This window comes from Moraxella sp. K23 (genome assembly GCF_041154765.1).
Taxonomy (GTDB): Bacteria; Pseudomonadota; Gammaproteobacteria; order Pseudomonadales; family Moraxellaceae; genus Faucicola; species Faucicola tetraodonis.
In genome coordinates, this window is sequence record NZ_AP031595.1 from 508,770 (window position 1) to 531,698 (window position 22,929).

Below are 22,929 nucleotides of genomic sequence, written 5' to 3' on the forward strand. Positions count from 1 at the left end.
AAATTAAAGGGAAAAGTGGCATAAATTTGTAACATAAAAAAAGCCAGTATTAAACTGGCTTTAGGCTTCTGGCTTTGCGGTGATAGACACGCTTGCTAGCGGACGATAGTATAAGAGTTAGCGGAATTGTAGCTAACATTTTGCAAACCATTGCTGCTAGTGCTAGAGCGAAGATTGGGGTCATTACGATATAGATTGTTGTAACGGCTTAACACACGTTGTACATAGTCACGAGTTTCACGAAAGGGGGGAATACCGCCATACTTTATGACGTTGCCTTCACCCGCATTGTAGCTCGCTATCACATGCTGGATATTACCAAAACGGCTTTGCAAAAATTTCAAATATTTGGCTGCGCCCTCGATGTTCTCCGCAGGGTTCCAAGCATTATACACACCAAACCGTCTAGCCGTCGCGGGCATTAATTGCATTAACCCTTGAGCCCCAACAGGTGAGCGCGCATTGGGATTAAAACCTGATTCAGTATGCATCATGGCTTTCATCAATGCAGGGTCGACCCCATGACGCAGCGCCGAAGCCAAAATCATGCTATCGTAGCTATTTTTGTTGCCACGCGCACTGGCAGGTACTGCAGCTTCATTGGCGCCCCAATTGCTATAACTATGCACATTGGTATCCGCGTAATAAGTCACTTTGACTTTTTTGGTAAAATTTTGGAAGTTATTCCCTGCAGGGCGGTTGTTGCTGACTACATTGGTCAACAGCACCTGACCATTGCTGTCTTTAAACACATACATATTGCCAGCGTTCGCTGCATGCATATTTGCCAAACTGCCCAATGACAATAGAGAAGCCGCTAGCCAATAAGGTAGGCGAGGTTTCTTTGCAAACAATACCATAAATATACCTATGTTAAATTTTTGACAATACGTGACTGTAAAGCACATGACTATAAAATTTGAAGTTAGCGTAATGCTTTAAACCGACATAAAAAGATAAAATTCGTTATGTTTCAATGACATTTGATAACAATATTATAAAACAATTGGCAGGAAATATACCATAAATCTGTCAAAAACTGGTTAAAGTTTACAAAAAATCAGATAAGGGGAAAAAGAGGAAAAATGGCCAAAAAACTTGTAGACCTTTTGGGTTGGATACGAAGGATTAGAAAAACAAGGGCTCAAAATTTTTAGCCATAAAAACTATCAAATTTTCAAGCCTTAAATCTTAAAAAAAAAGTAAAATTTTTTGCTTGCACTTTGCAAAAAACTATAACTCTATGATTTATATAAATAAAATAATTGGTTAAAAAATGACCAATTTAGAGATAACCTATAGCGATATGCGGTTTATTGTTGTCAAGTCAGAAGTTATCCACATGGTTATCCACATAAATTGGGGAAAATAACCTAAATGTTTGATATTGATAAAAAATAAACTCAAACAACCCCCAAAATAACTGAAAAAAATCTGATAGCGCAACGGGCGACATGACAAAAGAATGACAAATTGACGAATATATTTTTAAGATTTAATCAACTTATGGTCAATAAGCGCAGTTTATCGCGTGGTATGGTCATTTATTCAGCCAAAAAAAACCTGCACCAACTTAAATTTTGATACAGGTCTACTATTGTTATATTGTTAAATGGCTAACAAGTTATGTCTCGTCGGCGGTATCCAATGGCTGCTGTAGTAATTGTTCAAATGGTTCAAGCACTGGCGCAAGCAGTTTGGCTTGTGCTTGCGACAACACTTCCTCAGGGGCGATACCGAATTCACCCAACAACTGCTTAAGCTTGTCCACCGACATCATGGCAGTCAGTTTGGTTTGACCTGTTTCATCATAGCTGAGGTCTTCAATCACTTCTAACTTATGCAGTTCGTGTTGCAATTGTCCAAAATTGGCGGGTAAGGTTAATTCAAACCGCTGTAATTGACCTACCAATAACTGCTGCACGGCAAGGGTGAGTTGCTCGATACCTAATTGCTCATGGGCAGAGACATACACCCGATTGGGCTTGGCTTTATCACTATAACCGATGTGCGGCGGCTCACCTGTGAGATCAATTTTATTAAACACATTTAGCACAGGCACTTGATTATCAATTTCCGCTAACACGGATTGTACCGCGGCGATTTGCTCATGCATGTCTTCACGGTGACTATCAATGACATGCAGTAACAAATCTGCCTCTAAGGTTTCTTCTAGCGTGGCATGGAAGGCTTCCACTAGCTCATGCGGCAAATGACGAACAAAACCGACCGTGTCGACAAGTACCACCTTACCCACGCCTGACCATGACACACTCCGTAACGTCGGATCAAGCGTCGCAAATAGCTGATTGGCGGCATAGGTGTTTTCATGGGTCAGGGTATTGAACAAGGTAGATTTACCCGCATTGGTATAACCCACCAATGAAATTGTCGGTACTGATGATTTTTGGCGTTTGGCACGACCTTGCGCGCGGGTTTGTTTGACCTTATCAAGCTTGGCTTTGAGCTGCCCGACACGCACTTGTAACAAGCGTCTATCGGTTTCAAGCTGGGTTTCGCCTGGGCCGCGCAGACCAATACCGCCTTTTTGGCGTTCCAAGTGCGTCCAGCCGCGTACTAAGCGAGTCGCTAAGTGATTGAGCTGGGCAAGCTCAACTTGCAGTTTACCTTCGTAGGTTCGAGCACGCTGGGCAAAAATATCCAAGATAAGACCCGTTCTATCAAGCACACGGCACTGCACCAAGCGCTCAATATTACGCTCCTGCGATGGGGTCAAACTATGGTTAAAAATGACAATATCTGCCTCGTATTGCTTGACAAGTTCCCCGATTTCTTCAGCTTTACCTGTACCCACAAAATATTTGGCATCAGGCTTAGACCGCGTACCTGTGACCAAGGCTTGTTTTTGCGCCCCAGCTGAGTCCACCAGCAATTCAAATTCTTCCAAATCGTCTGGGTCATTGAGATGGGTAATATTTAAATGGACTAAGATGGCTTTTTCACCACCTTCATAACGCTCAAAATACTCCAATGATTTATCCTTTCGTTGTGAGTGTAAAAATGTGTCTATATCTAATTATATTAAATTAAACATTCGCTTAAATAGTCGATAGCCGCGTTAGAAAAAGTGCTAGACACGATAGATGGGTTATGTATATCAATATAAGGTTTTTTTTGCAGAACTTTTAGTCAAATTTACAATTAGTAACTTAAAACGGAGGTAAAGACGAAGGTTTAGTCATGGTTTTGCCATGAAAACGTCATTGAAAAGACACGGGTGTCACGCATACTGACCTTATACAGACTGACTGACCATCCAATCGGATGATGGCGGCTTTGTAGCTTTGAGAATGAGTCAATGACAAGCTAAGGCATTTTTCGCTCAGCAGCTGGCTAATGCCATAGCAAAAACCACCATAGGTGACATTAAGATGACTGATTTTGTAGAACAAACTAATTTTGTAGAACAAAATAACGGCGCCAAATTATACGAAGATATCGCCACTTATCCTGTTGATAGTCTCTTTAATACCCAGTTGATGGCGCAGTTGCTGGCACATAATTTTGCTGATATGCCAGTGGTAGAGACGCTAGCACCGCTGGTGAAGCCAACGATTAGCCGCCCAAGTGCGCGTCATCGCCCATTATTTAAGTCAGTAATTATTAACGTGAGTGAGGATAAGTTTTCGCTACAAACCGAGCAGCACTTACTCAATGCCCAGCGCCTACGTACTTTGACCTTTACCCAAGCGTTTTCAGTAAGTTTTGCGGGATTTCATCCAAGCTCAGAGCAGCCGCTAGATCGGGATGATTTTGATAATTATTGCACCCATGTGGTGGTGTATGACGAAACCAAACAAGATAGCTTTGGGCAACCACTCGCGGTGGCAACCACCCGCTTACTCGATAAAAACGGCGCGATAAAGGCTGGGCAGTTTTATAGCGAGCATGAGTTTAAACTGGGTCGCTTGCTCGATGATTACCCCTATAATGTGCTAGAAATCGGTCGCACCTGTGTGCACCCAGATTACCGAGGTATTACCACGATTAATCATTTGTGGGAATCCATCGCGGCAGTCGCCAAAGCTTACAATGTCAACGCATTTATGGGCTGCGCCTCAGTTCCGATGGAAGAGGGCAATGTGCAAAACTGGTTAGATCATCAGCTTGATAGCACCAAGTTAGATGTCAAAGTGACCCGTAAATTGCCAGAAGACAAATTATCGCCTATCGATTTGGCGCAAGTGGCTGATGTGGACTTGGCGAATCCGCAAAATTTTGCCTTGCCAGCGCTGTTAAAAATGTATGTCAAAATGGGCTGTAGTCTTGGTGAAGCGGCTTGTTATGACCCTGAGTTTGATTGTGCCGATGTGTTTGTTTGGTTGCCGTTTGAACAAGTTAAACCGCGCTATCAGCACTATTTGCACTAACTTGTTTATTGATAAAGGCAAAGGTGCTAATCTTAATCAAGATGAACCGGGTTTGGTTACTGTTATTGAGTGATTGATACTTAGTTATTATTAGTCGGTTATTATTACTCGGCTATTGATACTTAGTGATTGCTATTGGGTTATTGTTGAAACTCAAAAAGACGCAGTAAGCCGTGTGCCCAATAATTTGCTATACTACATCCACAATTTTTCACTCACATACTTACCTTATGCAAAAATCTGACTCTAACCTCGCCCCATCTGTGCTGACGATTAACAACCTACTAAGCGAAACGGCAAAACAACTGCGACAACCTGCTACCTACAGTAAAAAGAATTTGGCGACCCAGTGGCAACGCAGCAAGCGCGTTGTGAGCTTAATGGCTGCGATTCAAACAGGTATTGGCTATGCTTGGCAAATTAGCCGCACACCAAATCCCGATAATCAGCAAATCATCCAATTGATTCAAAAATTCTGTAAAAAATCGCTCAAATCGTTAGGCATTGAGGTGACTGCACTTGAGCCAATACCGACACATCACGCGCTATGGGCGAGCAACCATATCTCTTGGCTCGATATCCCTGTGGTGGGTAGTATTATACCGACTTTCTTTTTGTCCAAAGCCGAAATTGCGCATTGGCCAGTGATTGGATGGATGGCGTCCACCGCCAATACCTTATTTATCAAGCGCGGTTCGGGCGATACCAGTAAAATCAGTGAGCAAATGAGTGAGTTTTTATCGCAAGGCTCACCCGTGGTTTTCTTCCCAGAAGCGACGACCACAGACGGCACAGCGATTAAACGTATATATGGTAACTTATTGCAGTCTGCGATGGACAGCCAAGTGCTCATTCAACCGATTGTGATTTGCTATGTCAACCAAGATGGCGAGCTTGACCAAAACATTCCGTATTATGGCGATATTGGCTTGATAGATAGCGTCAAACGTGTCCTTGATAATCGTCCTACCAAAGCGTATGTGTTGCCGTTAGCAGCCATTGACCCTGCGGGTAAAACCCGAAATGAAATTACCGCTATCTTGCAGCAGCGCATGGTGGATGGATTGGCGCGTTTGCACCAACAAGTGGTTCACGCTAAATAGCCTTAATAGTTACGGTTTTCTTATAGTTAATTATTAAAGCCAAGCGCTTATTGTCTTGGCTTTTTTTTATCCTATGAATATCACATCACAGACGCTCACTAAAATTTTTCAGTCTCTTTGCATTGTAATAAAATGTAAAAATTTTATTAAATTATGTTATCATACTACCCAGCAAAACGTTATGTGACACTCAGTTGCGATTATAGATTGGATACGGGGGTTGAACCGTTAACCTCCATAAACCACCGATGAGCACCGCTTAATCAGCCCCTCACTTAACAACATTTCCCTTCTATTTTTGCCCTATTATTTTTGCACGATGCCAGCCATAATTAAGAATGATTTTAATACGGATTGCATGGGTGCAAGTTTATTTTTATTTTGCCCACTAAATTTGCCCACTAACCCCTAATTTTGTTTACTAAAAAGGTTCTTGATATGCGTACCGATATGTTTCAACAAATCTTAAACGACCTAAACAGCTCTTCAGCTGATGTAGAAGCCTCGGCGTTGATTTCGACCGATGGTTTGATGATTGCGTCAGCATTGCCAGCGGGCATTGATGAAGACCGTGTCGGTGCGATGTCAGCGGCGCTACTATCACTCGGTGACCGTGCAGGTCGAGAACTCGCGCGTGGCAGTATCGAGCGCGTCATGGTACAAGGCGAAAAAGGCTATGTGATTATGTCGGCATCGGGTACAGAAGCGGTATTGACCATTTTGACCAAACCAAATGCCAAATTGGGTCTAGTGTTCTTGGATATGAAGCGTGCGGCTGAAGCCTTATCAAAACTTATCTAAAACTTATAAACAGTAAAAATTTTCCCCTTTTGAGTCTATCACAGTCAGCCTATCACTAATATTAGCAACCGTGACTCAATCAAAAATTTATCCATCAAAAATTTATAAGGAGAGGTAATGAAATCTGTACAATTACCCGATATGGACCAACCTGCTGGCGATGCTACAGCGCATCGTCTGACTTACTCAGATGGCTCAAGTCGTATCGTTTATACCACCGAAAACGAGCTACCTTATCCCGATGGCAAACTTATCGTGTCACGCGTGGATTTAGATGGCATTATCACCCACGCCAATGACGCCTTTGTAGATATCAGTGGCTATAGCCGTGATGAATTAATTGGCGCGCCGCATCATATTTTGCGACATCCACAAATGCCAAAAGCCGCCTTTAAAGACTTGTGGCAAACAGTCGAAGCGGGCAAAAAATGGCATGGCTATGTCAAAAACTTGTGCAAAGATGGTAGCTACTACTGGGTGTATGCGACAGCTGTGCCCAATATCCGCCATGGCGAAACGGTTGGCTATACGTCGGTACGACGTAAACCATCACGCAGCAAAATCGCGCAAGCTGAAGCACTGTATCGCAAAATGCTAGAGGAGCAAGCCTAATGACAATTAATTTACTCATTGCGCCTGACTTCGCACCTGAGCGTTTTGCAGGGTGGCATATGCTCAATACACTGCTACAAAAAAAATCCGGCATTCACATTCACTTACTGACACCCGCGTCTGCGCATGAACAAAACGACTTAATCCAAGCGCAAAACGTGGATATTATCTATGCCAATCCCTTTGACGCAGCGACCATGATTCGGGAGCAGGGTTATCGCGCCGTGGCTCGTCCGCTGGGCAAATCTGATGAAATGGTGATTGCTGCAAAAGCCGGCAGTGGCATTGCAGCACTTGAGGATTTAAAAGCAGGCTGCACCATTGTCATGGCAGACAACCATGATGTCAAATTGATTGGGCTTCGTTTGCTAGAAGCCGTGGATTTGTTAGAAGCTGACATTACTTGGAAAGTTACCGAGACTTACCAAGCCGCTGCGCGTAATTTGATTAAAGGCGAAGCCGATGCGGCATTCTTTTTATCAGATGTCTATCATAGCTTGTCACGCTTGACCTTATCGCAAATGCAGGTATTGGTTGAAAGTGATTTGAGCGATATCAGCCATGTGTTGCTGGTTAAAGAGAGTTTTGCCGACAGTGAGCCATTTATCGATGCCTTATTAAGCTTAAAAGACACCGCAGAGGGCGAACAAGTATTACAAGAACTGGGGATGAGCGACGGTTTTGAGCCGATGACCCAAGAAGACGGCGAGTTTATGATTGATTTGATGGATACCTTATTGGATTAATCGGTCAAGCTTGTCATCTTGCCCAATAGCGCAATTCATGTTTAGATGAAGTTGCGCTTTTTTTATGCTGAAGCGTTTTGATTGCAATCGGGTTTAATAGTATAGTAGGGGATAAATGCGTGGATTTTTCATAGCACTAGTCATTAATACCTCACCCTTGTCACATAACTTTTTATATAATTAGGCTAATTTTTTGAGGAATCAGCATGTATTCATTGTCGAATCGTAATCGTAGAAAATTTCAAAAACATTGGCTTAGTTTTCGTCTCTATAGTCGACAAGTGATTGACCAACCGATGAACATGGATATCCACACCAGCCGCATCATGGCAGCGATGGAGCTTGATGAAAAAGAGCCGTTGCAAGGTGCGTTAGCCGATATGTTTTATGGTTGTTGGTTTGACGTGCCCTATTTTGGTGACCGTATGCTCAACCAAGTGAGAGAAAAACTAACCCCAACGCTGCTACAAGGGTTTGACCAATGCGTCAATCATGGTGAGTATGTGTTTAGCGTCAGCAATCTTGCCACGCGCTGGAGCGTATTGGTATCGCCTTCAATGAACACTTATCAACACCAACTACGTGTGTCCACTGATGACTCAAAAGTAGTGGCACAAATGACGATTGCTTCGCTATTAGATATCATGGAAGAAGAAGACGATCCAGAAGACCAAGCTGAGCAAATTGCCGAAATCGAGGAAGAGTTCTTTAACCATTGTGTTGTTTGTCATGACCGATTGGCATTTAGTATGGTTTGGTGGGAAATGTCAAAAAACAAATGGGATTTTAATGACAAATGGCTTGAAACCAAAGAATATTTTGCCAAGCAAGCCGCTTAATTATAGCCGAATGAATTAGCTTTTGAATTTACCAAGCCTATCACAGTGATTGACAACATGACCTTTGCCGTCTATCAAAATTTAAGGAAAGCACCATGCCAGAACAAAACGACACTTATATAATTTTAACGCCTGCCGGGGTATTGCATGGTTTTTCAAGTGCCAATCCCTCAGAGCAGCAACTAGCCTTGCAAGCGGTGCTCGCCCCTGAAGAAAGTATGACGGCGCGGGCATGGGGTGAGCTTTATAGTGACACTTGGCTAGATATGTTTATCGAAGAAGGTTGGATTGAGACCATTGAAAAGCGGGTGATCGCTCCGCACGTGCAGCTGGATAATTTTTTAAAATATGTAGCAGCGAGTCTATCGGGTAGTCGCCGCGTCGTAATTGCGTCAGATGAAGGCTTCTGTCTGGCAAAAATGGGCTTTACCCAGCAACAAGCAGAGACGCTGTCGGTAGCCGCCGCCGATTTTTATGGCTTTTTAGAACGCCAACAGCAACGCGGTTGGGCGGTACATGGCTATGGGGTGTCATTTTTTACCAGTATTGATATGTTGATGCCCAATACCAGTATTGTGTTTTTATGGATCAACAAAACGGGCTATTTCTTGATTATTGAAGATGAGCCGCTCATCAATAACCGCGCTTTTGTGGAATTGGTGTGGGGTATTAAAGCGACGGGCGAACGTTTTGAGCAGCGTGCAAGACTGGCAGAACAATCAGACGCAAAAGAAGGTGATGCGGCAGACGATGATACCCAAACGGTTAATTGATAGACAATAAAAAACCGCTGAGAGTTAATCAGCGATTTTTATTGTCAGTGATTGTTTATTGAAAGCTTCCATTCAGCTAAATATCAGCTGAGTGTGATACCTTTACTGTCTTTTGGCGTCACCCTAAAAATCTGCACTTTAAACAGTATATTTTGACCTGCCAATGGATGGTTAAAATCCACTTTGATGGCGTCTTCAGTGACGTCACTGACCACACCCACGAGCGTGGTTTTGCCTTTGTCTTCAAATTCCATCATGGTGCCCACTTCAGGCAGATTGCCCGTCACGGCAAACTGCGCATGACTAAAAGTCTGTACGTTATCAGGGTTCCATTGACCAAACGCTTCGTCAGGCGACAGCGATGCGGTGCGCGTGTCACCGGCTGTCAAGTTGATAAGTACCTTCTCAAACCCTTCAAGCAGACTACCATCACCCACCACCAAGCGAACAGGTTCGCCACGCTCAAAGGTTGAGTCGATGACGGTGCCATTTTCTAAGCTGACCTCAAAATGCAAATCAACAGTTGAGTCTTGAGTGATGCGGGTTTGTTCGTTTGGCGTAATAATGTCATGATTCATGCGGTTGTTCATCCATCTAAAAATTAAAGGGTGTTACGTTTGGATTCTAATAAAAACGCATCGATTAAAATCAACACAACGCCAATATTAATCGCCACATCAGCTATATTAAAAATCGGGAAATGCCACGCATTGCCATAGTGCACATGCAAGAAGTCAATCACATAGCCCAAACGTACCCGATCAATCAAATTGCCCAAAGCGCCCGCCATCACCAATGACAAGCCCAAAGCCAATAATTTGGCTTGTTGGGGTATTTTGCGTAGATACGCCATGATGCCAAGGGAAACAGCCAGTGCCAGTCCGCTAAATAGCCATTTTTGCCAGCCGCCTTTATCTGCCAAAAAACTAAACGCCGCGCCATAGTTGTGAGCAAGGGTAAAGTTAAAAATCGGCTCAATAATCGGCGTGGTTTGATATAGCTGGTAGTTGTGCTCAAAGTACAACTTGGTCAGTTGATCAATAATCATTGCCAAAACCGCAATAGCATACCACATCATAGCTTTGTTGCCGTTGATGGGTAGGGTAGTGGATGAATGAGTGGCAGTAGTCGTTGCCTGTGTATTAGGCATAATGACGCACCTCGCCTTGACCTTCGACATTCTCGACGCAGCGACCACAGATTTCTGGATGGGCAGGATTGATGCCGATATCCTCACGAATGTGCCAACAGCGGATACATTTTTCACCCGTGGCAGGCTTGACCACTACCGCAACTTGGCTGTCTTCATCGGTATAGGTCACATCGCTTGGTTGGTTGGTTAATGCCGCTACATTGGCTTGGCTTGAAATCAACACAAATTTGAGTTCATCGCCTAATCGATTGAGTGACGCCATGGTAGTATCTGGTGCATACACGGTGACATTGGCCGATAAATTGGCGTTAATCACTTTATCGGTGCGTGCAATTTCATAGGCTTTGTTAACGGTTTCTTTGACATTCAAAATCGCTTGCCAATCCGATTCGCTCACGTCATCCAATACCACTGGTGGGAATTCATACCACTCTTCGGTAAAGATGTAACCATTGCCATGGCTTGTATGCGTCCCTTTTAAGATTTCCCAGGCTTCTTGTGCGGTAAACGACAAAATCGGTGCAATCCAGCGCAGTAACGCATGGGCAATATGATAAATCGCGGTTTGTGCTGAGCGGCGCGCTTCACCATTGGCTTTGGTAGTGTATTGACGGTCTTTGATGATGTCTAAATAAAAACCGCCCAAATCTTGTGAACAAAAACCCACTACCGCTTGACACACTTGGTGAAAATCCATGTTGGTATAAGATTGACGAATGTCAGCTTGTACCGCTTCAGCGCGTTTTAAAATGTACTTGTCAAGGCTGACCATATTGCTAGCATCCACCATGTCGGTGGCTGGGTCAAAGTCGTCTGTATTCGCCAGTAAAAAACGAATGGTGTTACGAATACGGCGATACATATCAGTGGTGCGCGCAAAGCCTTCAGTCGATACCGCCATCTCGTAACGGTAGTCACTTGAACCGACCCATAGACGCACGATATCAATACCATATTTATTGGCAAGTTCTTGCGGCTCAAAACCTTTGGTATTGCCTTTGGATTTTGATAATTTATAGCCTTTGGCATCTACGGTAAACCCGTGCGTCAACACTTGCTTGTACGGTGGACGACCATAAATCGCTTCACTCACCAAAAGCGACGACTGGAACCAGCCCCGATGTTGGTCAGAGCCTTCAAGGTATAAATCCGCAGGATTGGCTAAGTCAGGACGATTGGCGAGCACGGCAAAATTGGTTGACCCTGAGTCAAACCACACGTCTAGCGTATCGGTCGATTTTTGGTACTCTTTAGCATCATCTCCGATAAAGTCTTCAGCCGCGGCATCAAACCACGCTTCTACACCACCTTGCTCAATCACTTGCGCGACTTTTTCCATCAGCTCAGCCGTATTTGGGTGCAAATTGCCCGTGTCTTTATGAATGAAAAAGGCAATCGGCACACCCCAAGTACGTTGGCGGCTGATACACCAATCTGGGCGACCATGCATCATCGATTCGATACGATTTTGTCCCCAACTGGGTGTCCATACCACTTTTGGAATATCGGTCAACGCCTGTTCACGCAGACCTTGGCTTTCCATGTTGATAAACCATTGTGGCGTTGAACGGAAAATAATCGGCGTTTTGTGTCGCCAGCAATGCGGATAGCTGTGAGTAATCACGTCATGCTTGAGCAAATGGCCACTGGTTTTGAGCGTTTCGATAATTTTTGGTTGCGCTTTATAAATATGCTCGCCGACAAAAACTTTGGCTTCAGGCAAATACACGCCATTACCTGCGACTGGGTTTTCGGTAGGCAAGTGAAATTTTTGCCCGACCATATAGTCATCGACGCCGTGCGCGGGCGCAGTGTGTACCAAACCCGTACCGCTATCTGCCGTCACGTGGTCGCCTGTAATGATTGGCACTTGGCGCTCGGCAATCAGTGGATGCTGGGCTTTAAGTACAGTTAATGCATCGCCTTTCACAGTGGCAACAACGCTGTATTCTTTGGCGTTAAACACACTCATTAAATGCGCAACTAAATTATAAGCGACAATCAAATGGCTGATTTTCGGCTGTGGTTTTTCGCCTGCCATTTGATAAAACAAGCGCTCGCCTAAACCGTTGTCAGCGGTTTTTTGATAAGTTGCGCCAATTTTTTCTAACGCTTTGGCAGAACGCTGATTATCGGGGGCAACATGAAACCAAATCGTTTCTCGCTGCGGTTGGGCGTGACTTAGCATCGCCGATTTAATTTCAGCATTGGCCCCTGATCCCCAATACTCACGGGTTAAAAAGGTATAGCCAATTGCAATCGAATTTTCTGCAACATTATCATCATAAAAACGGGTCGTGCCAATAATGTTATTGGTTTTTTTATCGACAATCGCAAAGGCTTTTTGCTCAAGGGCTTTTTTGAAATACGGCTCAAATACGGCAGGTTCGTGGCGTTTTTCCGGTAACGCTTCCCAAATCAAAGGGTCAGATGCACTTGCCTGTAAAGCGGTTTTATCGTCTTTGGTTAAACGGCGAAGTAAATAATTAGGCGTGTCTAGGGTGGTAGGAATAGCAAATGCTTGTTTATTAAATGTGACTCTGACCACTGAGTACTCTAGCTCAGAGCTTGCGGTAATCGCCTGATTGGCAGGCAACGTCCAAGGCGTGGTGGTCCAAATCACCGCCTGCAAAGCGCCATCAATCGCTTTAGTCGCTGCTAATGCTTCACGGTTGACGACATCAAAACCGACATAAATCGCATCGGATTTTTTATCTTCATATTCCACTTCCGCTTCTGCGAGCGCCGAACCACAATCCAAACACCAATTCACCGGCTTCATACCGCGAGTAATATGCCCGTTTTTGTAGATTTCTGCCAATGCGCGGACGGTATCAGCTTCTTGCTTGAAGTTCATGGTCAGATAAGGATTTTCCCAGTCACCCAGTACGCCCAAGCGTTTAAAGTCGACCATTTGCAGGTCAATTTGGCTTTTGGCATAGTCACGACAAGCGCCGCGAAACTCGGTTGACGTCACGATGGCACCGTTTTTGCTTTTATCTTTATGGGGTTGACCCACTTTACCGATAATGCCTTCTACCTTTTGCTCAATCGGCAATCCATGACAATCCCAACCCGGTACATACGGCGCGTCATAACCGTCAAGCGTCTTGTATTTGACAATCATGTCTTTAAGCACTTTATTCACCACGTGACCCAAGTGAATCTGACCGTTGGCATAGGGTGGGCCATCATGCAATACATACTTTTCACGACCTTGACGAGCGCGACGAATTTGGGCATACACATCGTCGGCAAACCATTGTTCTAGCCATTTAGGTTCGCGTTTGGCAAGGTCGCCACGCATGGGAAATACGGTATCGGCAAGGTTTAGGGTGTCTTTATAGTCGATTGACTGATTGTCAGTGTTGTCGGTCATGTAACTCTCGGTATTCTATAAAAAGTGCAAAAGGTAAAAAATTGATAACAGGGTATTATATGTTAAAATTGGCAGATTGACAAAGCGTGGTTTGGCTTATCTCACTCTTAATTTTGGTAAGTTTGTCACAAAAAAATCTCACTCACCAAAATACCTATAAAATGCTGAAAATAGTTGAAAACGCTAAAGATAGTTGGGGAAGGATACAATTTTCCACTAGCTTACAAGGGTTAAAGCATTTACAGTCAATGCCAAATGGCAGCGCAGCGTATAAGGAAGTATAGGCAGGTTATTTTTAACCCTACCGACTCAAAGAATTTGGCTAGCTTGGGTAAGTCTAGTATGTTGCTTAGGAGTAGCAGGGTGGAGGCTGACACGCCAAAGTCATTAAGGGATTGATTTCGCAAAAGCTTGCTGCTCGCGCCAGTTAAGTAAATCCACCACGTCTTGGGCAATGCCTTGTTTTAATGCGTCAAGCCCAGCATAATTTTTTTCCCCATGTAAAAAATGCAAAAACGTCACCGTCAGTTCTTTGCCGTACAAATCTCCATCAAACTTCGGAAAATTGACTTCCAGTCGCCATTCTACCCCATACTTATTTTTTAGCGCAGGACGAGTACCCACATTGCAAGCGCCAAATAAACTGCCTTTAGTAAGTCCTTGCACGCCAGTTTGACTGTTTCTCCCCAGTGTTGATAAATCTGTGCCATCGGTAGCGGTCACCGATACGGCAAAAATCCCATGTAGGGCAGGCTTGATGCGGTTTAGCGCAATATTGGCGGTGGGAAAATCAAGTGTGCGACCGATTTTATCGCCATGTTCCACCATGCCAGTAATCGCATAATCTCGCCCTAGCAGATGCTTTGCGGTTGCCAAGTCCCCTTGCTGCAAACAGTCTCGAATGCGGGTTGAGCTGACGCGCTCATCTTGATGCGCATGGTCGGTCACAGTATGTAAAATTTGCACAGGCAAGCCAAACGCACGCAAAAACTCACTATCGCCAGTACGGTCATGCCCAAAGCGAAAATCATCCCCCAATACCAGATGCTTCACGTTTAACTTGACCAACATTTTGGCAAAATCGTGTGCCGATAAATTCCGAAAGTCATTATCAAAATTTGCCACAATCAAGCTATCGATACGATGTTCAGCAATCAATTGGGTTTTTTCTGCCAAATTGGTGAGCCTTGCAGGGGCGGTTTGCGGGCTAAAAAACTCACGCGGCTGTGGTTCAAATATCATCACCATGCTGGCAAGTTGCTGACATTTTGCCAAAGATTTGGCTTTATCCAGCATCGCTTGGTGACCCAAATGTACCCCATCAAAATTACCAATCGTCAGTACCGAATCAGGTAATAGGGTTGGACTTTTTAGCCAGTCAGATAAGTCAATCACGTTCATGAGCATCGCAAACTATCAATTTTATGAAATCGCTTATTATAAAGTAAAAATGTTGTTAACATACGCGCTAATAAGATTTTTCGGCAAATTTTAGCCGCATTTTTTGGTTTAATTTTGGAGTACCCATGTCTGCAGCGCATCACAACCTTAGTATTCGCCTAGCTGCGATTGATGATTTACCGCGCATCGTTGAAATTTATAACCAAAGTATCGCAGGTAAGCAAGCCACGGCAGATTTACAGCCTGTGAGCGTGGTAGATAGGCAAGCTTGGTTTGACGCTCATACAGGCAATCGTCCGTTGGTGGTTGCCCAAACTAGCTCCGAAAATAGCTTAGGTGAAATAGTCGGTTGGGGTAGTTTGTCTGATTTATACGCGCGTCCTGCCTATCATATCAGTACTGAAATCAGTATCTATGTGGCAGATGAAGCCAAAGGGCAAGGCGTGGGCAAGGCGTTGGTCAATTATTTAATCCAAGTTGCGCCAAGTTGTGGCGTGCAGCAAGTGGTTGCGCTAATTTTTGCCCATAATACACCAAGCCTTGCGATGTTTGGTAAGCTAGGATTTGAGCCATGGGGCAAGTTTAAGCAAGTTTGTGATATGAACGGATTTATTGCTGATGTGGTGATTTTGGGAAAAAGTGTAGCTTAGATAAACAAGGCGCATGTTGAACCTTGTTTGTGTTACAAAATTATTGTTACTAGCAGACGATTACGTATTATTAGGATATTGCGTTGTCATTGGCTGCGCTATTATCATCAGATTGCAGTGAGAGCTCCAGCTCGCTTTCCTCGGTTTTATTGGCCGATTTACTCTCTAGCTTAATAAGTAGGCGTAAATCGTTGGGTGAATCAGCGTGTTGGATGGCATCGCGGTAAGTGATGTCGCCATTTTCATACAAATCAAACAACGCTTGGTCAAAGGTTTGCATCCCAATTTCACGGGAACGTTTCATGACAGGCTTAATTTCGTGGATTTCACCTTTACGGATGTAATCACCAATCAGTTGCGAATTGAGCAAAATTTCAATCGCAGGGCGGCGACCTTTGCCATCAGGGGTAGCAATCAGTTGCTGCGCCACAATGGCTCGAAGGTTCAATGATAAATCCATCAAAATCTGCTCGTGATGGTTTGCTTCAAAGAAGTGAATAATACGCTCAAGTGCTTGGTTGGCATTGGTGGCGTGTAGGGTGGCAAACACCAAGTGTCCTGTTTCAGCATATTGAATGGCATAATCCATGGTTTCGCGGGTACGAATCTCGCCAATCAAAATCACATCAGGTGCTTGACGTAGGGCGTTTTTTAATCCTGCTTCAAATGACTTGGTATCAATGCCAACTTCGCGTTGGGTGATGATACAGCCTTTATGTTCATGCAGGTATTCAATCGGGTCTTCGATGGTAATGATATGACCGCGCGAATTCTCGTTGCGATACCCCATCATAGCTGCCAGTGTGGTAGATTTACCTGTACCTGTCGCGCCGACTAGTAGCACGATGCCGCGTTTTTTCATGGCAATTTCATTCAAAATCGGTGGTAGATTGAGGTGCTCTACCGTTGGGATTTTGGTTTCAATTTTACGTAGCACCATGCCCGCACAGTCTTTTTGGACAAAGGCAGAAACACGAAAGCGTGCGGTTTGGTTTTTGTCAACAATGGCAAACTGGCATTCTAGGGTGTCGTCAAACTCTTTGCTTTGAGCAGGCGTCATCACGCTTTTGACCAGCGTCATTGATTGCTCTGGGGTCAGCGCTGACTTGGTGACTGGCGCGATAGTACCATTGACTTTCATTGATATGGGCGCATCGGCGGTGATAAAAAGGTCGGAGCCGTTTTTTTGTATCATTAGCTGCAGTAATTTATCAAGATCCATAACGCGTCTCTCGCATTGTTTTTATAAGATTGTTTCTATCAAACAGTTATCACATAAAATTTTCAGGTTGTTTGGCATATTGGCGCGCCGATTCTTTGCTAATCACGCCTTTATTGACCAACTCGCGAAGGCTTTGATCGAGTGTGGTCATACCATCGCCTGCACTGGTTTGGATGGCAGAGTACATTTGGGCGACTTTGTTTTCACGAATCAAGTTACGAATCGCAGGCGTACCAATCATAATTTCATGCGCGGCGACACGACCACCCGCTTGGCGTTTGAGTAGCGATTGCGAGATAACCGCTTGCAGCGACTCAGATAACATCGCTCGAATCATGTCTTTTTCGGCGGCGGGGAACACGTCGACCACACGGTCAATGGTTTTGGCAGCAGATGAGGTATGCAATGTCCCAAATACCAAGTGTCCTGTTTCAGCAGCCGTCAATGCCAAGCGGATGGTCTCAAGGTCACGCATCTCACCGACAAGAATAACATCAGGGTCTTCACGTAGGGCAGAGCGCAGCGCAGCATCAAAGCTTAAGGTATCACGGTGGACTTCACGTTGGTTGATGAGGGATTTTTTTGATTGATGCACAAATTCAATCGGGTCTTCGATGGTTAAGATATGTTCTTTACGGGTTTCATTGATATAGTTAATCATCGCCGCAAGGGTTGTTGACTTACCCGAACCCGTTGGACCTGTGACCAGTACCACGCCGCGTTTGTAGTTAGAGATTTTCTCAAAAATCGGTCCCATACCAAGCTGTTCCATCGTCAATACCTCAGATGGAATGGTACGAAATACCGCACCTGCGCCCCGGTTTTGGTTAAAGGCATTGACACGAAAGCGCGCCACATTGGGAATTTCAAACGAAAAATCGGTTTCAAAAAACTCTTCATAATCGGCACGTTGTTTGTCGTTCATGATGTCATAAATCAAACTATGCACTTTTTGGTGATCAAGCGGCGGCATGTTGATTTTGGTGATTTCACCATCTACCCGAATCATCGGCGGTAAGCCTGCTGAAATGTGTAAGTCAGAGGCTTTATTTTTGAATGCAAAACGCAACAAATCGTCAATCGATAATTCCTTTGCCATGATAGCGAATCCTACAGGTGGGTAATGAAAATACAAAAGCAGCAATAGAAAAAAGCCGCGGGAAAAAAAGATAGCTATACTATAATCATACGTCCACAAAAAAAACAGAAAAAACTGACTAGGGGTCATAGTTTTTTGTTGATTTTAGCTTATGTTAAACTCAATTGGAAAATTGGGCACACAAGTGCAAAAAAAACGTTACCTTAACCCGGTAGCCATCAAGCCAGTCCACTATCAACAGGAAAAGTTCAACAGGAAAAGTTAACCATGCAAACATTCGATGAACAACAGCCATTGGCGACAAGCGCAACAGACGCTGAAAACCAAGCCTTGATAGCGCGTTGGCAACAGGTGAAAACTGACGTTGCTAGGCTCAATCCAACTGTCAAACTGCTTGCGGTATCCAAAACCAAACCCAACTGGATGATTCGCACCTTAGCGCAGCAAGGTCAGCAAGATTTTGGTGAAAACTATGTGCAAGAAGCGGTGGCAAAAATCGCAGCACTCAAAGACGTTACTGCCAACGAGCAGCCATTGGTGTGGCATTATATCGGTCATATCCAGCGTAACAAGACCAAAGAGTTGGCGGCGCATTTTGATTGGGTGCATGGGGTCGATCGCTTAATTATTGCCCAGCGTCTCAATGGGCAAAGGGGTGAACACCTTCCGCCACTCAATATCTGTATCGAAGTCAATATTGACGATGAAGCCAGTAAATCAGGCTGCCAGCCAAACCAGTTACCCGAATTGGTGACAGAGATTAGCCAATTACCCAACTTGCAATTACGCGGACTGATGATTATCCCCGCCAAAAATTCAGCCGCTGCCTTTGTCAAAACCCAGCAATTATTTGAGCAAAACAAGCGCTATCATGCACATCCTGAGCAGTGGGATACTTTGTCAATGGGCATGAGCGGCGACATTGAGCAAGCCATTACCGCGGGTGCCACCATCGTTCGTATTGGCACCGCCATTTTTGGGGCGAGAGACTAGCGCGAATGACGGGGTAAAAAGACAGCAATTTGACAATTTTTAGCCGTTTTTGCTCAATTATTAAGCAGGGTCAGTTACATATTGACCCTGCTTTTTTTACATTACACCAAAATAAATACCGGGTAATAGGCCGTTATTTAACCCAATGTTGTCTTAAATTAACGATTTTATTACCCAATTATTGCTGTACGCTTTCTATAAGCTTTCTGTAAGCAAATTAGCTTACATTGTAATATTTTTTAACATTTTATGGAAAAAAGATATCCACATTAAAAAAACTTTATTGGTATGATGGCGTTGTTTTACAGAATGTAACCAATACAATAGTTATGTAATTTTTATCCGTATATCAACTTTTTAGCTTCTAGTAATCAATTTTGATATAGCCCATATACGGATAAAAGTTCTGAACGGATTAAAGCCCTATGAACTTTCTTCAAAAAACTTTATTAACCGCTCTACCTTGTGTCTTGTTCAGCCTAGCCCCAACCGCTGCCAATGCCGACAATGGTATCACAGAATATTTCGGTAGCTTTAACTCAACTGTTTCTCAAAATCCAGAGGGTGGCTCAAAAGTAGATAGCCTCATTGCAAAAGCCAAAAACTTTATCGGCTTACCATACCGCTGGGGCGGTACGAGCCCAACGAGTGGTTTTGATTGTAGTGGCTTTATGCAATATGTTTATAAACAAACCGCCAATATCAATCTACCACGTACCTCAGGCAGCATGGCGCAAGTGGGTGAACGTATTAACCGTAGTGAGTTAAAACCAGGCGATATGGTGTTTTTCTCTCAGGGTGGTGGTCGTATCTCTCATGTGGGCATGTACATCGGTGAAGGTCGTTTTATTCATTCCCCATCAACCGGCAAAAGCATTTCTATTACAAGTTTAGATTCTGGCTATTGGGCAAATAAATTCGTGACAGCGCGCCGTGTCTTGGACGCTTGAGTGTAATCGAGAACGTTACTATTAAATAATATTGTTGAAAAAACCAATAAAGTTAAAATGCTGTAAAATGTTGATAAAGGTAAGCTTAGGCTTACCTTTTTTATTTTGTAGAAGAAATTTTGATAAAATAGATAAGTCAAGAATAATTAAAAAAAATTAAACATTTACCCATTCATCATTAATAAAGTATTAGAATGAAGCAACAATACCTTATATAATCTTTAAGGTAAGTTAAATGCAAACGACTAAAACTAATCAATGACTGACAATAGCTGACATACCTGCCTTGATTGGTTTAATGCGTGACGCCTTCTTTTAATAGATTTATTGATTTTGCAATAATCCTATGACCCAAACCGCCTTGCCAAGCTTTAAAGAACAATTGCAACAAACGCTAAAATTTTTTAGCTTTAAACCTTCGCTATATATCAATTCGCCAAGAGTCAACGATACCAATAAATTCATGCTGTTTATTATATTGGCGTTGGTTGAGACATTTTTTCATTTAATTTGGTATGCGACAGTTCTTGTCATCACATCGCCCCTAGATATCTTTCCCTTTGCCCACAAGTTTAACCAAATCTTTAATCGCAGCTTAATGATAAATATCACTTATTTGGGACTGGCGATGGTGTTGTTTTGCGGGTATTCACTATGGGTCATCACCCGCATTCCTGAACAGTCAAGACTTTGGCGGGAGTACCAAATCTTTTTTGTAATCATCTATTTGATTTATGAAAATCTTTTTATCGTCTGGATTGGCAACAACAGTGCGCTTGAAGGTGTAATGCTGATTAGTGCCACCGGTCTTGGGATGGTGCTATTAAGATGGCGACTGGTCTGGGTGTCATTTGTCAGTTGTATTGTTGCGTTATTTATTTTTAATATGAGTAATAGCATGAATTGGTGGCAATTGTTGCCTAGGTTGTATCCAAGTTTAGCAGCGCGTAGTCATTGGCTTTGGGGATTGTCTTTTAGCTTTTTGGTAACCGCCAAGGCAACAATCACGCTGTATTGTATTTTACAGGGCATGAAAGTCATGAACTTTCAGCGCCGCAAGATTTATGATTTGCTAGAAGCCGATGCGCTCACTAATATCGCCAATCGGCGTACCATTTATAGTTTTTTGAGTTATTTATGGCAACGTAAAAGCGATTGGAACACGCTTAGTGTGATTTATATTGATTTGGACAAATTTAAACATATCAATGACAAATATGGTCATGACGCCGGTGATGCGACATTGATTTGTACCGCGAATACCTTAAAAAACTTCTTACCGACAGGGACGATGTTTGGACGCGTGGGTGGGGAAGAATTTTGCATCATCTTGCCAAATATGGGGATTGAGCAAGCCTACGATATGGCAGAGCAGCTGCGCCAGGCTTTTGAAAAGCAAGTGGTGAGATATGGGATTTTTGATACAGAAATTCAATTTACCGCAAGCTTAGGTATTGCCAGCCTTTATCAAAATCATGGGAGAGATAGCGAGCGTGCGATTGATAATCGCGGTTTTATCGAATATATGCGCGAGTATATGCATAGTTTACCAACCATGCCTGCACTGCCGCCTGCCCTTGAGCGCATTATCAAATTCTCCGATTTGGCAATGCAGCAAGCCAAAGCCAATGGTCGCAACTGTGTGGTCAAAGGTCAATGTTATTTACTGATGACGCAAATCCATCAGCCGTCATAACTTAGCCTTCATAATTCAGTGGTGAGTACCTAGCTTTCAACAAGCGTATCAATCATCGTCGTCGCAAAACTGCCTGCCGGTAATTCAAAATCTAACACCAATGTCTCACCGTCTTGCCAAACCCATTGCAAGTTACTGGGCAGCATACGCAGGGAGCGGCGCTGCTGCTTTAAACCAAACTCAATCAGACCTTGACTTAGCTGCTGATAAATGGGATTGTCAGTGATGACGGATAGTTCTAATGCGTTAACCTTACCACTGCTTTTTAACTCACCTGCGCCCCACATCGGTGCAGTCAAATGGATATCACCACTTTGTAGCCTTGATAGCATGGTTTCATCTATATGCTGTGCCACAAAAATACTGTTTGAGCCCGCCAAATTCATCACATCACCATCAAGCGGTTGGTTCCAAATGCCCAATGCGATACGTTTTGCCAAGATGGCATTGAATAATTCGCTACGCGCTGCCGACAGATACAGACTGATTTTATCTTGGTCAAATTTGCGATGAATTTTTTTACCCCTAATTGTATGATGGGTAAATAGTTCGATAGCGGCATCAATATTATTGGCATCTTGCCCAAAGCGCTGCTCGCCAAAATAATTGGGAACACCTTGTGTTTTGATAGTCGCAAGTTGTTGCTCGATGGCGGCTTTCTCACCCACCACATTGCGTAAGGTGATGATAAACTGATTGGCCTGATGAGTACCGCGACCCAATTTTTTATGATGCCAATGCTGTGCCAGTATTTCTAGGGTTTCATCGCTAGCTAATTTGGTCTGGACAAATTGCTCAAAGTTTTGTTCAGGGGCAATTTTTTTTGGCAAGCGAAGACTAAACCATTGCGTCGTCAGCGCATGACGATCTTTGAGCCCCGAGCATCCCACATCCTTGAGTGGGATGCCTGCCCATTGTGACAGCAACTTTGCCACAAAATTGGTATTCATACGGGTTTTTTGAATATGAAGCCAAAGATGTTCGCCTGTATGGCTGCATTCAATGCCAAGTTTTTCATGGACAATAAAATCAGTGGGTTGTTGTTTATAAATCGCCGATTGAATCGTAGGGGTATAGGGTGAAGGCAGTTTTGGCATGCTAGGGTTACTTGCAAAAGGTTT

At 43.7% G+C, this 22,929-nt stretch carries 20 protein-coding genes; 11 read left to right on the top strand and 9 right to left on the bottom strand.

Annotated elements, in window-relative coordinates:
- Positions 1 to 95: 95 nt before the first annotated feature.
- Together ACAM37_RS02260 and hflX are read right to left on the bottom strand one after the other, a co-directional pair.
- A complete protein-coding gene (locus ACAM37_RS02260; RefSeq protein WP_095355891.1) occupies positions 96 to 860 on the bottom strand; it encodes a lytic transglycosylase domain-containing protein in 765 nt (254 codons plus the stop codon).
- Between the two features lie 764 nt (positions 861 to 1,624).
- Positions 1,625 to 2,992: a ribosome rescue GTPase HflX gene (hflX, locus tag ACAM37_RS02265; RefSeq protein ID WP_065253315.1), complete on the bottom strand. Its 1,368-nt coding sequence runs from the start codon at positions 2,990 to 2,992 to the stop codon at positions 1,625 to 1,627.
- A gap of 400 nt (positions 2,993 to 3,392) precedes the next feature.
- Between hflX and ACAM37_RS02270 the strand changes: the two genes are divergently transcribed.
- The 7 genes from ACAM37_RS02270 to ACAM37_RS02300 all read left to right on the top strand — a co-directional run bounded on the left by ACAM37_RS02270 (position 3,393) and on the right by ACAM37_RS02300 (position 9,265).
- Positions 3,393 to 4,391, top strand: coding sequence for a GNAT family N-acetyltransferase (locus ACAM37_RS02270; protein ID WP_369626435.1), 999 nt, complete (start codon positions 3,393 to 3,395; stop codon positions 4,389 to 4,391).
- Positions 4,392 to 4,621: 230 nt separating this feature from the next.
- Entirely contained in the window at positions 4,622 to 5,494 is an 873-nt protein-coding gene (locus ACAM37_RS02275) for a lysophospholipid acyltransferase family protein (protein WP_369626436.1), read from the top strand.
- 438 nt (positions 5,495 to 5,932) lie between these two features.
- Positions 5,933 to 6,295: a roadblock/LC7 domain-containing protein gene (locus ACAM37_RS02280; RefSeq protein WP_007117205.1), complete on the top strand. Its 363-nt coding sequence runs from the start codon at positions 5,933 to 5,935 to the stop codon at positions 6,293 to 6,295.
- A 117-nt stretch (positions 6,296 to 6,412) separates the two neighbouring features.
- Positions 6,413 to 6,907: a PAS domain-containing protein gene (locus ACAM37_RS02285; RefSeq protein WP_188874774.1), complete on the top strand. Its 495-nt coding sequence runs from the start codon at positions 6,413 to 6,415 to the stop codon at positions 6,905 to 6,907.
- Entirely contained in the window at positions 6,907 to 7,653 is a 747-nt protein-coding gene (locus tag ACAM37_RS02290; protein WP_369626437.1) for a phosphate/phosphite/phosphonate ABC transporter substrate-binding protein, read from the top strand. The genes ACAM37_RS02285 and ACAM37_RS02290 overlap by 1 nt, the downstream gene beginning before the upstream one ends.
- Positions 7,654 to 7,859: 206 nt before the next feature.
- Positions 7,860 to 8,492 (top strand): hypothetical protein, encoded by a 633-nt coding sequence (locus ACAM37_RS02295; protein WP_369626438.1) that lies wholly within the window; start codon positions 7,860 to 7,862, stop codon positions 8,490 to 8,492.
- A gap of 95 nt (positions 8,493 to 8,587) precedes the next feature.
- Complete coding sequence (locus ACAM37_RS02300) at positions 8,588 to 9,265, top strand: hypothetical protein (RefSeq protein ID WP_309593252.1); 678 nt, start codon at positions 8,588 to 8,590, stop codon at positions 9,263 to 9,265.
- Positions 9,266 to 9,348: 83 nt separating this feature from the next.
- On the opposite strand, the gene fkpB is transcribed toward ACAM37_RS02300, so the two are convergent.
- From fkpB to ribF, 4 genes are all read right to left on the bottom strand, one after another.
- Positions 9,349 to 9,843, bottom strand: coding sequence for an FKBP-type peptidyl-prolyl cis-trans isomerase (gene fkpB, locus ACAM37_RS02305; protein ID WP_007117200.1), 495 nt, complete (start codon positions 9,841 to 9,843; stop codon positions 9,349 to 9,351).
- Between the two features lie 23 nt (positions 9,844 to 9,866).
- The gene (lspA, locus tag ACAM37_RS02310) at positions 9,867 to 10,415 is read right to left on the bottom strand and encodes a signal peptidase II (RefSeq protein ID WP_099808393.1); all 549 of its coding nucleotides are present in this window, start codon (positions 10,413 to 10,415) and stop codon (positions 9,867 to 9,869) included.
- Positions 10,408 to 13,797, bottom strand: a complete 3,390-nt coding sequence (gene ileS, locus ACAM37_RS02315) for an isoleucine--tRNA ligase, N-acetyltransferase domain-containing (protein WP_369626439.1) — start codon at positions 13,795 to 13,797, stop codon at positions 10,408 to 10,410. The genes lspA and ileS overlap by 8 nt, the downstream gene beginning before the upstream one ends.
- A gap of 387 nt (positions 13,798 to 14,184) precedes the next feature.
- Entirely contained in the window at positions 14,185 to 15,198 is a 1,014-nt protein-coding gene (ribF, locus tag ACAM37_RS02320; RefSeq protein ID WP_369626440.1) for a riboflavin biosynthesis protein RibF, read from the bottom strand.
- Between the two features lie 125 nt (positions 15,199 to 15,323).
- Here ribF and ACAM37_RS02325 point away from each other — a divergent pair, with 125 nt between their 5' ends.
- A complete protein-coding gene (locus ACAM37_RS02325) occupies positions 15,324 to 15,848 on the top strand; it encodes a GNAT family N-acetyltransferase (RefSeq protein WP_369626441.1) in 525 nt (174 codons plus the stop codon).
- Between the two features lie 70 nt (positions 15,849 to 15,918).
- Here the strand turns inward: ACAM37_RS02325 and ACAM37_RS02330 are convergent, their stop codons facing one another.
- Both ACAM37_RS02330 and ACAM37_RS02335 read right to left on the bottom strand, forming a co-directional pair.
- Positions 15,919 to 17,070, bottom strand: a complete 1,152-nt coding sequence (locus tag ACAM37_RS02330; protein WP_309593249.1) for a PilT/PilU family type 4a pilus ATPase — start codon at positions 17,068 to 17,070, stop codon at positions 15,919 to 15,921.
- Positions 17,071 to 17,119: 49 nt separating this feature from the next.
- Entirely contained in the window at positions 17,120 to 18,169 is a 1,050-nt protein-coding gene (locus ACAM37_RS02335; RefSeq protein ID WP_007117194.1) for a type IV pilus twitching motility protein PilT, read from the bottom strand.
- Positions 18,170 to 18,436: 267 nt separating this feature from the next.
- Between ACAM37_RS02335 and ACAM37_RS02340 the strand changes: the two genes are divergently transcribed.
- The 3 genes from ACAM37_RS02340 to ACAM37_RS02350 all read left to right on the top strand — a co-directional run bounded on the left by ACAM37_RS02340 (position 18,437) and on the right by ACAM37_RS02350 (position 21,808).
- Entirely contained in the window at positions 18,437 to 19,162 is a 726-nt protein-coding gene (locus tag ACAM37_RS02340; protein WP_369626442.1) for a YggS family pyridoxal phosphate-dependent enzyme, read from the top strand.
- A 425-nt stretch (positions 19,163 to 19,587) separates the two neighbouring features.
- Positions 19,588 to 20,112, top strand: coding sequence for a C40 family peptidase (locus tag ACAM37_RS02345; RefSeq protein WP_369626443.1), 525 nt, complete (start codon positions 19,588 to 19,590; stop codon positions 20,110 to 20,112).
- A 346-nt stretch (positions 20,113 to 20,458) separates the two neighbouring features.
- On the top strand, positions 20,459 to 21,808 hold the full coding sequence (locus ACAM37_RS02350; protein ID WP_369626444.1) for a GGDEF domain-containing protein: 1,350 nt from the start codon (positions 20,459 to 20,461) through the stop codon (positions 21,806 to 21,808).
- A gap of 29 nt (positions 21,809 to 21,837) precedes the next feature.
- Here the strand turns inward: ACAM37_RS02350 and truD are convergent, their stop codons facing one another.
- Entirely contained in the window at positions 21,838 to 22,905 is a 1,068-nt protein-coding gene (gene truD, locus ACAM37_RS02355; protein ID WP_369626445.1) for a tRNA pseudouridine(13) synthase TruD, read from the bottom strand.
- Positions 22,906 to 22,929: the final 24 nt, after the last annotated feature.

What these genes read in the sequence shown, in the direction of transcription:
- ACAM37_RS02260 (WP_095355891.1), bottom strand. Translation starts at nt 860, where the DNA reads ATGGTATTGTTTGCAAAGAAACCTCGCCTACCTTATTGGCTAGCGGCT.
- ACAM37_RS02270 (WP_369626435.1), top strand. Translation starts at nt 3,393, where the DNA reads ATGACTGATTTTGTAGAACAAACTAATTTTGTAGAACAAAATAACGGC.
- ACAM37_RS02275 (WP_369626436.1), top strand. Translation starts at nt 4,622, where the DNA reads ATGCAAAAATCTGACTCTAACCTCGCCCCATCTGTGCTGACGATTAAC.
- ACAM37_RS02280 (WP_007117205.1), top strand. Translation starts at nt 5,933, where the DNA reads ATGCGTACCGATATGTTTCAACAAATCTTAAACGACCTAAACAGCTCT.
- ACAM37_RS02285 (WP_188874774.1), top strand. Translation starts at nt 6,413, where the DNA reads ATGAAATCTGTACAATTACCCGATATGGACCAACCTGCTGGCGATGCT.
- ACAM37_RS02290 (WP_369626437.1), top strand. Translation starts at nt 6,907, where the DNA reads ATGACAATTAATTTACTCATTGCGCCTGACTTCGCACCTGAGCGTTTT.
- ACAM37_RS02295 (WP_369626438.1), top strand. Translation starts at nt 7,860, where the DNA reads ATGTATTCATTGTCGAATCGTAATCGTAGAAAATTTCAAAAACATTGG.
- ACAM37_RS02300 (WP_309593252.1), top strand. Translation starts at nt 8,588, where the DNA reads ATGCCAGAACAAAACGACACTTATATAATTTTAACGCCTGCCGGGGTA.
- fkpB (WP_007117200.1), bottom strand. Translation starts at nt 9,843, where the DNA reads ATGAATCATGACATTATTACGCCAAACGAACAAACCCGCATCACTCAA.
- lspA (WP_099808393.1), bottom strand. Translation starts at nt 10,415, where the DNA reads ATGCCTAATACACAGGCAACGACTACTGCCACTCATTCATCCACTACC.
- ileS (WP_369626439.1), bottom strand. Translation starts at nt 13,797, where the DNA reads ATGACCGACAACACTGACAATCAGTCAATCGACTATAAAGACACCCTA.
- ribF (WP_369626440.1), bottom strand. Translation starts at nt 15,198, where the DNA reads ATGAACGTGATTGACTTATCTGACTGGCTAAAAAGTCCAACCCTATTA.
- ACAM37_RS02325 (WP_369626441.1), top strand. Translation starts at nt 15,324, where the DNA reads ATGTCTGCAGCGCATCACAACCTTAGTATTCGCCTAGCTGCGATTGAT.
- ACAM37_RS02330 (WP_309593249.1), bottom strand. Translation starts at nt 17,070, where the DNA reads ATGGATCTTGATAAATTACTGCAGCTAATGATACAAAAAAACGGCTCC.
- ACAM37_RS02335 (WP_007117194.1), bottom strand. Translation starts at nt 18,169, where the DNA reads ATGGCAAAGGAATTATCGATTGACGATTTGTTGCGTTTTGCATTCAAA.
- ACAM37_RS02340 (WP_369626442.1), top strand. Translation starts at nt 18,437, where the DNA reads ATGCAAACATTCGATGAACAACAGCCATTGGCGACAAGCGCAACAGAC.
- ACAM37_RS02345 (WP_369626443.1), top strand. Translation starts at nt 19,588, where the DNA reads ATGAACTTTCTTCAAAAAACTTTATTAACCGCTCTACCTTGTGTCTTG.
- ACAM37_RS02350 (WP_369626444.1), top strand. Translation starts at nt 20,459, where the DNA reads ATGACCCAAACCGCCTTGCCAAGCTTTAAAGAACAATTGCAACAAACG.
- truD (WP_369626445.1), bottom strand. Translation starts at nt 22,905, where the DNA reads ATGCCAAAACTGCCTTCACCCTATACCCCTACGATTCAATCGGCGATT.